The 10703-nt window shown below is 54.3% G+C and carries 10 protein-coding genes; 6 read left to right on the forward strand and 4 right to left on the reverse strand.

The genetic code is table 11. From position 1 onward, the window contains the following. The first annotated feature begins 14 nt into the window (after positions 1 to 14). Together ACOT1A_RS10075 and ACOT1A_RS10080 are read left to right on the forward strand one after the other, a co-directional pair. On the forward strand, positions 15 to 2507 hold the full coding sequence (locus ACOT1A_RS10075) for a fimbria/pilus outer membrane usher protein (RefSeq protein WP_276169983.1): 2493 nt from the start codon (positions 15 to 17) through the stop codon (positions 2505 to 2507). Between the two features lie 15 nt (positions 2508 to 2522). Next, entirely contained in the window at positions 2523 to 3587 is a 1065-nt protein-coding gene (locus ACOT1A_RS10080) for a fimbrial protein (RefSeq protein WP_276169982.1), read from the forward strand. Positions 3588 to 3593: 6 nt separating this feature from the next. Here the strand turns inward: ACOT1A_RS10080 and ACOT1A_RS10085 are convergent, their stop codons facing one another. Beyond that, positions 3594 to 4229: a LuxR C-terminal-related transcriptional regulator gene (locus tag ACOT1A_RS10085; protein ID WP_032622107.1), complete on the reverse strand. Its 636-nt coding sequence runs from the start codon at positions 4227 to 4229 to the stop codon at positions 3594 to 3596. A 569-nt stretch (positions 4230 to 4798) separates the two neighbouring features. Here ACOT1A_RS10085 and ACOT1A_RS10090 point away from each other — a divergent pair. Both ACOT1A_RS10090 and ACOT1A_RS10095 read left to right on the forward strand, forming a co-directional pair. Beyond that, on the forward strand, positions 4799 to 5419 hold the full coding sequence (locus ACOT1A_RS10090; RefSeq protein WP_015570093.1) for a LuxR C-terminal-related transcriptional regulator: 621 nt from the start codon (positions 4799 to 4801) through the stop codon (positions 5417 to 5419). Positions 5420 to 5495: 76 nt separating this feature from the next. After that, complete coding sequence (locus tag ACOT1A_RS10095; protein ID WP_058677109.1) at positions 5496 to 6176, forward strand: EAL domain-containing protein; 681 nt, start codon at positions 5496 to 5498, stop codon at positions 6174 to 6176. Between the two features lie 18 nt (positions 6177 to 6194). Here ACOT1A_RS10095 and nlpA read toward each other — a convergent pair whose 3' ends face one another. Further along, positions 6195 to 6995, reverse strand: a complete 801-nt coding sequence (gene nlpA, locus ACOT1A_RS10100) for a lipoprotein NlpA (protein ID WP_276169981.1) — start codon at positions 6993 to 6995, stop codon at positions 6195 to 6197. A 302-nt stretch (positions 6996 to 7297) separates the two neighbouring features. Then, a complete protein-coding gene (locus tag ACOT1A_RS10105) occupies positions 7298 to 8797 on the reverse strand; it encodes an MDR family MFS transporter (protein ID WP_058646776.1) in 1500 nt (499 codons plus the stop codon). A gap of 78 nt (positions 8798 to 8875) precedes the next feature. On the opposite strand from ACOT1A_RS10105, the gene ACOT1A_RS10110 reads away from it, so the two are divergent. Next, positions 8876 to 9523, forward strand: a complete 648-nt coding sequence (locus ACOT1A_RS10110) for a TetR/AcrR family transcriptional regulator (protein WP_150312271.1) — start codon at positions 8876 to 8878, stop codon at positions 9521 to 9523. Here ACOT1A_RS10110 and ACOT1A_RS10115 read toward each other — a convergent pair. Further along, positions 9520 to 9939, reverse strand: a complete 420-nt coding sequence (locus tag ACOT1A_RS10115; protein WP_150312252.1) for a GNAT family N-acetyltransferase — start codon at positions 9937 to 9939, stop codon at positions 9520 to 9522. The genes ACOT1A_RS10110 and ACOT1A_RS10115 overlap by 4 nt on opposite strands. Positions 9940 to 10124: 185 nt before the next feature. Between ACOT1A_RS10115 and ACOT1A_RS10120 the strand changes: the two genes are divergently transcribed. Beyond that, the gene (locus ACOT1A_RS10120) at positions 10125 to 10694 is read left to right on the forward strand and encodes a TetR/AcrR family transcriptional regulator (RefSeq protein ID WP_038414998.1); all 570 of its coding nucleotides are present in this window, start codon (positions 10125 to 10127) and stop codon (positions 10692 to 10694) included. The last annotated feature ends 9 nt before the right edge of the window (positions 10695 to 10703 follow it).

Below are 10703 nucleotides of genomic sequence, written 5' to 3' on the forward strand. Positions count from 1 at the left end.
CGGAAAGACTCACCATGAAAATGAAACAAAACAGACTCTGTCTGCTGGCAGTCTGCACGCTTCTGCTTTCGCATAAATCAGGGGCCGTCTCGTTTGATCCCTCCCTGCTTGCTGGCGCATCCGGTGAGTCCGATCTGTCTCGCTTTTCCGAAAACAACGCCATGCCTGCCGGCAATCAGGAGATGGATATCTACGTAAACGGCAGCTGGAAGGGACGTTATACCGTCATCTACGGCGAGCAGCGTGACGACATCCGCCTTGCCTGGAAAGATGCCCGGTCGCTTGGCATCAACACCACGTCCGTGCCTGCGCCCGCCATTGCGCACGGGCAGGTGCAGCTGCGCGATCTGGTTCAGGGCGGTGAAGTCAAAACCGATACCAGCACTCTGAGTCTGGCGCTTACCGTTCCGCAGGCGGCTGTGCTGCGTACTGAAGAAGGTTACATTGCCCCCCAGTTTTGGGACGAGGGGATCCCGGCGCTGATGCTCTCGTGGAACACGACCTGGTATAACACCCGTGCAAAAGGCGCTGCGAAAGACACAAATGATGATTTTTATGCCGGGCTGGATTCCGGCGCCAACCTGTTCGGCTGGCAGTTTCGCGACAGCAGCGCCTGGCGGAAAACGGCCAGCGGAGAGAGTAGCTGGCAGAATAATACCCGCTACCTGCGCCGTCCCCTGGCCTCGCTGAAATCCAACCTGACGCTGGGTGACTTTTATATTCCTGGCGATCTGTTTGATTCCCTGCGCGTGCGCGGCGTGTCGCTGGCGTCGGACATGAAGATGCGCCCAAATTCACAGCAGGGTTTTTCACCGGTGGTTCACGGCGTGGCACGGACGAACGCCCTGGTGAAAGTTATCCAGAATGGCAACGTGATCTATCAGGAGAACGTACCGCCGGGCCAGTTTACCCTCGACAGCATTCAGCCTACCGGCTCCGCGGGCGATTTGCTGGTGGTGGTGCGTGAAGCGGACGGTTCACAGCAGTCCTTCACGGTGCCGTTTTCCGCCGTGCCCGGGATGCTAAAAGAAGGGGTGAGTCAGTACAGCGTGGTGGCGGGTAAAGTGCACCAGAACACGCTAGATGCCGAACCCGCATTCATGCAGGCCACGCTGCGCTACGGGTTTAATAACCTCATCACCGGGTATACCGGGACGATTATTAGCGATAACTACCAGGCCGGGCTTGTCGGTACCGGGTGGAACCTTCCGTTTGGCGCGGTCTCGTTTGATGTCACCCACGCCAAAACCACCCTACAGGATCGCACCAGCAGCGGTCAGAGTTATCGCGTGTCGTACAGCAAATTTATCGATACCACCGCCACCAACTTCACCCTGGCGGCCTATCGCTATTCCACTAAAGGCTATTACAGCTTCAGCGACGCGCTCTATTCGCGCGAAGGGTATCAGCGCCTGAGAGCGCAGTACGACGACTATGAAGATCGGTTTGGCGTTGCGCCCGACATGTCGCTAAGCACCTGGGATGCCCTGCGCGCGGCGCAGCCCAAGAATACCTTTACGCTTAACCTTAATCAGCGCCTGCTCAATAACTGGGGCACGGTATTTGTCTCCGGCACACAGCGCGATTACTGGAACTCACAGCAAACCACGCGCGAATACCAGATGGGCTATTCCAACGCCATCGGCCGCGCCAGCTATACCCTGTCGGCCAGCCGGGTACGGAACAGGGACAGTGAAGAAGAGACGCGCCTTTACCTCTCCCTCAGCCTGCCGTTCTCGCTGTTTGATAATAATGCCTGGATCACCTCCAGCCTGACGGCCAGCGATTCGCATTACGAGCAGAGCAATATCAGCATGAGCGGGAACGCGCTGGCGTCGAACCGACTGAGCTACACCCTCTCCGGCAGTAATGCGCGGGGGGGTAAAAATGCGGCAAGCGTTAACGCCGCGTACCGTTCGAACTTCGCGACACTCGGTGGCTCTTACAGCGAATCCTCCGACTACCGCCAGACCGGGCTCAGCGGACGGGGAAGCCTGGTGGCCTACCCGTGGCACGTTCTCGCCTCAAACGAAACCGGCACAACCATGACTATCGTCGATGCGCCAAAAGCGGAGGGACTGATGGTGAACGGCGATGAAAGCATTATGACGAACCGCGATGGCGTGGCGCTGGTGCCTTACGCCACCCCGTATCGCAAAAACGCCATTACGTTATCGCAAACGGAAAACAGCGCTGGCGCGGAGGTGATCGGCAACATGGCTAACGTGGCCCCTTACGACGGGGCGGTGAGCTACATCCGCTTCGAAACCGACAAACGCCAGTCATGGGTACTTCATGCGACGCGTGCCGACGGCAAACCGCTGCCCTTTGGTACTGAAGTGCTTGATGAACACGGTGAATCTGTCGGGTATGTCGGCCAGGCCAGCGTACTGTATATCCGCGCTGAACAGCCGCCACGCGCGCTCAACCTGCATCTCCGCGGCGGGAAGTGCGAAATCTCCGCCCCAGCCTGGGGGCTGAACAGCCTCTCATCGGTTTGCCATTAATTACGGATTATCAAAATGTTACGATCATTCATATTCCTGCTCCTCTCCAGTATTAGTGGGATGAGCTATGCCACCTGCTCCGGCAGCAGCATCGTTTATGGCACACCGATTACCATTGATTTATCGGATAAGCTGAGCCCGGCCACGCCCACATGGACCGGCAGCTTCAGCACCCAGTACAGCGGCTCATTCAACTGTACGACGGGTAACAGTGAATTTTCTTACACGCCGATCCTCTCGACCGACAGCAAATACGCGACCATCCTCGGATTCAGCAATAACAAGTATATGGTGCGGGCGGAGATCACCAATCCCCCGGCCAATAAAACCCTGACTGCCAGCGGTAGCCATACGGCGTCTGAGCTGAACACACCGTTTACGGTTCGCTTCACCCTCGTTAACCAGAGCGGCACTACCCTGACGGGGGATACGGCGAACATGAGCGACGTTCTGTTCGTCAGCGACATGAGTGGGTTATCCTTCTGGGAAATCATCACCTGGCCAATCAATCAGGTCATCAAGATAGCGCAGTGGTTATTCAGCGGGTTCAAGTGGCCTTACGACAACCGCGATATGTTTGGTCAGCCGATGATCATCAAATACGCGCCAAAACTGACTACCTGTTCCTTTGATAATGCGGGGCTGACCGTAGCGCTGCCGACGCTCGGCATTCCCCAGCTCAGTGCATCCTCACAGCCGGGGCTGACGCCTTTTTCACTGAACATGAGCTGTCAGAACGTCGGGGTTAACGGCAATTCCGATCGGGCAATTGAGATGTTTCTGTCCAGCACGCAGCTGCTCTCAACCGACAGCTCGGTGCTGATCGACAGCAGCAGTAGCGCGGCGCAGGGCGTGGGGCTACGCCTGATAAAACGTGACGCCCCACAAACGCCGGTGACCTTCTCTACCTCAACCACCAGCCGTGGCAACGCCACGATGATTTTCAGCGTGGCGGCTGGCGCGGCGCTGGACGAACATTTCACCCTTCCGATGGCGGCGTACTATTACGTGTGGGAGCCCGCCCAGGTGAGCCAGGGTAAGATCAATACATCGGCTACGCTGAATATTATCTATCCCTGATGTGAGCTATTTCTCCATCTTTCCAACCGCTTGCACATACTTAATCAGTTCGCTGTGGTTGGAAAGATTCAGCTTTTTCATCGCATTGTGCTTCTGCGTCGCAATGGTACTGACCGAACGGTTTCGATGACGGGCAATCTCCGTCGTTGAAAATCCTTCCACGATAAGATGGAGCACCTCCCACTCTCTGGCCGAGAGGATGGAGCGCGCCCGGGAACCGGACCGCATTACCCGCCTGAGCCACGAAGAGATCGACGGTGTTTGCCCGTCCGCCATGAGCAACGCGGGTAATTCCTTTTTCAGTTCAGTCAATTCATCCTGCTGACTGATGGTTAATTCAAATTTCATCTCCAGAACTTTTTTTAACAGCCCGTAAGGCAGCTCGGGCACCAACAGAACACGCCTGACGTGATGGGTTTTACATAAAGATGTAAAACGGCTGCTGACCTCCGCACTCCACTCTTTATGATTAAGCAGATAATTAAATTCAGTGAAGAAAACATCCACGTTATTATCCGCGACCGCCGCCAGCGCCTGTTCAGTGGAATCGACCTGAGTAATGTTCAGTACGTAATCGGGTAAAAGATCATGGAGCGCCCGGAATATTATCTCTTTAAATATATTTATTTTGTAAAACACCATTACCTTTACGATACGTTCAGTATTATTCATGTCTTTTCTAAATTCTCGTGACCGGAGGAAAATGATAATAGTTTATGTACTCATCACTCACAACCTCTTCACGCCAGGATTTTATCCTTCTCAGGCTTAAAAATCTGAACAAGGACATTAAATTTATAGAAAAAATTCTATTTTATTCTGCACGCCGTTTCCTCTTGCAGATAAAGCCTTGTCGATAACCCTGCCGCGATCACAATTTTTCTTTCAGGAATAGCAGTAAGCCACTGAAAAAACGGTGGATAAACCCCATCAATCAACCTTCTGATGCTTATTAACCGCCCATTCACAGAATAAAAATCTGGCATGAATATTATTAGAAGATTAAAACAATTGCATATACCATTAAAACCATTTTTCAATTTTATCTTCCTCTAATAATTGGCATCGGCTTTACTCGACGGTTTGTATTGGCTTACATTGATGCCATCGCATCGCGTTATTTAAAAAGTGCTCGCCATTCTTTTAATAAGAGAGTGCGAACCGCCATTTTCTCTTATATGGACTGTTTACTCAGCGAAAGGAGAATGCCAATGCAAAATAAAAAAACAATTCACGTTGCCGTTGTTGACAGCTGCGAATTCACGATGATTGGCCTGCAATCGCTCGGAAAGCGTGAGCCTGATGAAAAACACGACGTTATTTTCCATGGGTTTACCCATATCGAAGAACTTGCTATGAGTGAACAACTCTTTGATATCATCATTTATGATCCGTTGAATACGCGTCATTTCCGGGTGACGACGAATGACGACATTCTCTGTATTAAACAGAAACAAGTGACGGCGAAGATCTATATCTATTCGTTATCCGCCGGCTATTTGAAATTCAAACATGTTGATGGGGTAATCAGCAAAAGAGTCTCCCTGGGGGATATCAAAGCGCTGTGGCAAATACTGATGAGCCAGACGCCGCAAGAGTCTGGTCGTTACAACGTAGGCATGACTACCCGCTTACGCACCCCGGCGAGGCTGTCCAGCGAGGAGGCCAGCGTATTGCGCGGCTATTCCTGTAATCTCAAAACCAAGCAAATCGCCCGTCAGCTGGGGTGTAACGTCAGGCTGGTTTACTTTTATAAAAACAACGCCATGAACAAGCTTAAGGCCGTGCGTGGCCCCTCGTTTTACCAGAGCATTCGCTGGATCCTGAATTAAGAATTTGACCGTGTGTCGTTTGCCTTTTGTTCCCGTGTCCGCGGGAACCTTTTTTTCATTTCCTGAAGGCTGTTCCATGTATACCGTTCTTCCCTCTCCCCTGTTGCAACGTATCTCAGGGCTGCGATTCCAGCCGCTTGTCGATCTTCATTCGGGCCAGGTGTTCGCGCATGAAGTTCTCGTGGAGATCCATAACGTCAATCTGGAGATATTGTTTGCTTCTCTGCCTTCGCGCAGCGCGCTGCAAATCTTCTTCTGGCAGGCCAACACCCTGTTACAGATACCCGTCCGGGACGCTTACTGGCTAAACCTTCCGGCAGAGCACCTTCTCGACGAACGCGCTATCCGGTTGTTGCTGGCGTTACGCCATCAGCAGCGGTTAACGATTGAAATTCAGGATCCTCTCACCATCACACGGCTGAGTAAGGCTGAGCAACATCGTCTTCATGCCACGCTTGTTCGGTTAAAAGAGGCGGGATGGCAAATCTGGCTGGACGATTTAACCCGGGAGTTGGCTGAGGCGTTCGCGCGGCTTGCGCTGCCGCTGGATGGGGTAAAAATTGACCGTTCAGCGCTGCGCGAGCGCGCGCCGCTTGCCCCGTTTGTGCAGGAGGTCAGGGCAGGTATCGCGCAATCAATTCTTATCGAAGGCATCGAGAATTCGCGGGATCTGGCGCGCGCCCGCACGTCTGGCGCACAGTCTGGCCAGGGTTTTCTGTGGCCCGAAAGCCGCACCGATGCCCGCGTAACGCTGTGAGGGCCAGCTTACCGTGGCTTACCAGCCCGGCACCGCACCGCCGTTAAAAAGGGTCTCTGCCGCTTTCGCCACTTCCGGCGACTGATAGGACTGGATAAATTCCTTCACGTTTTCGGCGTCTTTGTTGTCTTCACGCGTGACCACTATATTCACGTAAGGCGAGTTTTTGTCCTCAATAAAGACGCTGTCATGTACCGGAGACAGCCCCGTTTGCTGAAGATAGGTGGTACTGATGATGGCCACATCCACTTTCGGATCGTCCAGCACGCGCGGCAACTGCGCCCCTTCCAGCTCCATAATCTGTACGTTTTTGGGATTCGCGGTAATATCCAGCGCCGTCGGCAGCAGGCCCACATCCGGTTTAAGGGTAATCAGCTTCTCTTTTTGCAGCAGCAACAGCGCGCGGCCGAGGTTGGTGGGATCGTTTGGAATCGCAATGGTTGCGCCGTCCTTCAGCTCAGACACCGATTTAATCTTTCGGGAGTAACCCGCCATCGGGAAGACGAAGGTATTGGCCACGGCGACCAGCTTGTAATTGTGCGCCTTGTTATCTTCTGCAAGGAAAGGGCGATGCTGGAAGACGTTGGCGTCCAGTTCGCCCTGGTTGGTGGCATCGTTGGGTAGCAGCGAGCCGCTAAAGCCCACCAGCTCAACATCCAGACCGTATTTCTCTTTTGCCACCTTTTTGGCGACTTCCGCCACGTCCTGCTCAGCGCCATTAATCACGCCGACTTTAATGTGTCTGGCATCATTGCCGCCCTGATCACAGCCCGCGAGCAGCAGGCCAGTCAGGAGAAGCGCACCCAATCGAAGTTTCACGAGACAGTTCCTTTTGATAGACGTTTTGAAGACTATATCGACAACGAGACGGCAGGCTAAAAAACGAAAAGGAATCAGTAAGACGGATAGGTTATATGCGGCCTGTTGCCGGGTGGCGCTGCGCTTACCCGGCCTACGTGACGGTAGACGTGTAGGCCGGGTAAGCGTAGCGCCACCGGGCGAAGGGGATCAGGCTGCGGTAGTCCAGGCGCAGATAGTGATGGTCTTAAGAAATTCCATTATGGTTTCGTGCAGCTTGTTGTTTTGCTTTTTGGCTACGCCGTAAAGCAATTCCGCTTCCCTCACGCCTGCCGACGCAGCGGCGCTTCGCGCAAAAACCACGACAGCACAAACGCCAGCACCATAATCCCCGCCGCCAGCATAAACACCGCATGGATAGCCGAGCCGAACGCATCCAGATAGTCCAGACGCAGGGCATCAGGCAGATGGTGAATGGCAACGGGATTAAGTTCGCGCGGCAGTTCCGCCCCTTCCGGCAGCCTGTCGATCAGCCCTGATTGCAGAATATGGGTGAACACCGCGCCAAACAGCGCAACGCCAATCGCCCCGCCAATGGAACGGAACAGCGTCACCCCAGAGGTCGCTACGCCGTATTGATCGGCTGACACGCTGTTCTGCACCGCCAGCACCAGCACCTGCATCACCAGTCCCAGCCCCATGCCCAGCACGCCGGTAAACAGGTACAGCTGCCAGGTTGGGGAGGTGATTGAAATGCGCGTCAGTAACGCCATCCCCACCACGCCGAGCAGCGTGCCGAGGATCGGGAACAGGCGGTATTTCCCGGTGCGGCTGATGATGCGCCCGCTGATGATGGAGGTGAGCAACAGCCCGCCCATCAGGGGGATCAGCTGCAAGCCGGCCTGCGTTGGCGTGGCGTCTTTCACCACCTGTAAATAGAGCGGCAGGAACGTTACCGAGCCAAACAGGGACATGCCGATGATAAAGCCAATCAGGCTACAGAGCAGGAAGCTGCGGTCGCGGAAGAGCGACAGCGGGATAATCGGCTCCCACGCCAGCCGCTCTTCGTAAATAAACCCGGCGATCCCCGTCAGGCCGAAGGCCAGAATGCACCACAGCTGCGGGTCGTTCCATTGGCGGATCGTACCGCCCTCGGTGGTAAACAGAATGATGCACAGCAGCGCCATGCTGAGGTAAATCGCCCCCAGGTAATCAATCTCATGCTTGCTGCGCCGCGCGCTGCCGTGGAATACCGCGCCAATCACCAGCAGCGCAAACAGCCCCAGCGGCAGGTTGATGTAGAAAATCCAGCGCCAGGATGCGTGCTGAACGATAAACCCGCCGATCAGCGGCCCTATCACCGTCGCCAGGCCAAACACGCCGCCAAACAACCCCTGATAGCGACCCCGATCGGCAGGCGGGATCACGTCCGCCACGGCAGCCATGCTGATCACCATCAGACCGCCGCCCCCCAGCCCTTGCAGGGCGCGCATCAGCACCAGCTGGGTCATGTTCTGCGCCAGACCGCACAGCGCGGACCCTACAAGAAACAGCACAATCGCGATTTGCAGAACGATTTTTCGGCCAAACAGATCGCCGAATTTGCCATACAGCGGCACCACGATGGTCGAACTGAGGATATAGGCTGTCACCACCCAGGAGAGCTTATCCAGCCCGCCCAGCTCGCCGACGATGGTCGGCAGCGCGGTGGAGACAATGGTCTGATCCAGCGCCGAGAGCAGCATCACCAGCAGGAGTGCGCTGAACAGCAGCTTAATCGACGGTGCGTTTTTCGCAGGTTGAGTCATTACGTCAGACTCCATAAGAGATCGCTTGAAATTAATTAATCGAATAATTAATATTCAGGTAAGTTATGGATAAGATCAAGAGACAGCGTGACCGTGCCAGCACTAAAAGACAATTCTGAACCCCGCCGCCCCGGACGTCCGCGCGGCGGCAAGCGCGTTACCGCCAGCCGCGAACAGCTGCTGGACATCGCCCTGAACCTCTTCTCCCGCCAGGGGATCGCCAATACGTCGTTGAACGCTATTGCCCGCGAAGCCGGCGTGACGCCCGCCATGCTGCACTACTACTTCAACTCCAGAGAACAGTTGCTGGATGCGATGATTGAGGAGCGCTTCCTGCCGTTACGTGAGCGGATCGGGGCAATTTTCGCCGACAACCGGGATTCGCCGGTGGAAGCCCTGACGGAAATGGTCAGGGTGCTGGCCGAACTGGCGGAAAAGTATCGCTGGTTTGCCCCGCTGTGGATGCAGGAGGTGATCGGCGAGATGCCGGTACTGCGTACGCATTTGCAGGAGCGCTTTGGCGATGAGAAATATCACACCACGCTGGCAACCATCAAAGGCTGGCAGCAGGAAGGAAAGCTGAATCCGGCGCTAGCCCCCGAACTGCTGTTCACGACGCTGCTGAGCCTGGTGCTGGTGCCGTTCTCTCGCATGCGCAATGACGAGAGGCTTAATGCCCTCTCGCCGGAGATCGTTGTGCGCCACGTGTTAGCCGTGATCGGCAACGGGATCGGTGGTTAAAGATCCCTGGTCAGATAGTGTCTCTGCATTCCCTGATAAGGGTAATCCTGTAAGGACATCTGCACCTGATAACCCTGTTTTTCATAGAACGGACGCGCCTGAAAGCTGACCGTATCCACCAGCGCGTGACGACACCCTTTACGACGGGCCTCCTCTTCAGCCTTTTTGATCAGCTGGCTGCCGACGCCCGTTCCCCGCACCCTGTCGCTGACCCACAGAAAGTCGATATTCAGCCAGTCGCCTTTACGTACGCCGATTAACCCGCCCAGCATGACGCCGCTGTCGTCTCGCACATATACGCCAATATCGCCACTAAACGTCGCCAGATCTAAATACTGCGCGTTATAGGCTCTTAGCCCCGTTAATAATTCTTCTTTTTCTTCAGCCGTGACTTTATCTGTAATGCTCAGGTGCATAAATCTCTCCTTATTTTCAGCGCAATCTGAATATCTCACAGCTTAACCTTCATAAAAACTCCTTATTTCCTCCATTGTTTAAACAAGGAAATATTCATTCAATATGTAAATAAAAAAAACCTTTCCAATAGGCTCCGAAAACGTATAATGAGAATGATCATTCTCACTTTTTACGGTAGCCGACGATGAGCACAAAGCTGGAAGCACGACAAAAACTACGGCAGGACGAAATCATCACCGCCGCGCGCCGCTGCTTTCGCGCCAGTGGATTTCACGCTGCCAGCATGTCGCAGATCGCCAGCGAAGCCAGGCTCAGCGTCGGACAAATCTATCGCTATTTCAGTAACAAAGACGCGATCATTGAAGAGATGATCCGGCGCATTATTGACTCACGTATTGAGGAGATGCAGGGCAAAACCCTGGTTGAAGGGATGCCGCAGGCGCTTGCCTGGCGCCAGACGCTTAACGAAGATGATGACGCGCTAATGCTCGAAATGTCCGCAGAGGCCACGCGCAATCCGCTGGTGGCAAACATGCTGATCGAAGCCGAAGCCCGCATGTTCGCCAACGCCTGTGAGCACCTGAAAAAGCAGTTCCCCCACCTGAGCGATGAGCATATTCGCTGCTGCGTGGAGATTACCGCCGTGATGATCGAAGGCACGATTTACCGTCGACTCACGCCTTTAAAAGTACCGTCAGAACAATTAGAGCCCATATACCAGAATATTTTAAATATGCTTTTCTCTGCGAAGTAATCGCATGTG

Source organism: Enterobacter cloacae complex sp. SYL003 (genome assembly GCF_049236925.1).
Classification (GTDB): Bacteria; Pseudomonadota; Gammaproteobacteria; order Enterobacterales; family Enterobacteriaceae; genus Enterobacter; species Enterobacter intestinihominis.

Coding starts and splice junctions, on each gene's coding strand:
- ACOT1A_RS10075 (WP_276169983.1), top strand. CDS start 15: ATGAAAATGAAACAAAACAGACTCTGTCTGCTGGCAGTCTGCACGCTT.
- ACOT1A_RS10080 (WP_276169982.1), top strand. CDS start 2,523: ATGTTACGATCATTCATATTCCTGCTCCTCTCCAGTATTAGTGGGATG.
- ACOT1A_RS10085 (WP_032622107.1), bottom strand. CDS start 4,229: ATGGTGTTTTACAAAATAAATATATTTAAAGAGATAATATTCCGGGCG.
- ACOT1A_RS10090 (WP_015570093.1), top strand. CDS start 4,799: ATGCAAAATAAAAAAACAATTCACGTTGCCGTTGTTGACAGCTGCGAA.
- ACOT1A_RS10095 (WP_058677109.1), top strand. CDS start 5,496: ATGTATACCGTTCTTCCCTCTCCCCTGTTGCAACGTATCTCAGGGCTG.
- ACOT1A_RS10105 (WP_058646776.1), bottom strand. CDS start 8,797: ATGGAGTCTGACGTAATGACTCAACCTGCGAAAAACGCACCGTCGATT.
- ACOT1A_RS10115 (WP_150312252.1), bottom strand. CDS start 9,939: ATGCACCTGAGCATTACAGATAAAGTCACGGCTGAAGAAAAAGAAGAA.
- ACOT1A_RS10120 (WP_038414998.1), top strand. CDS start 10,125: ATGAGCACAAAGCTGGAAGCACGACAAAAACTACGGCAGGACGAAATC.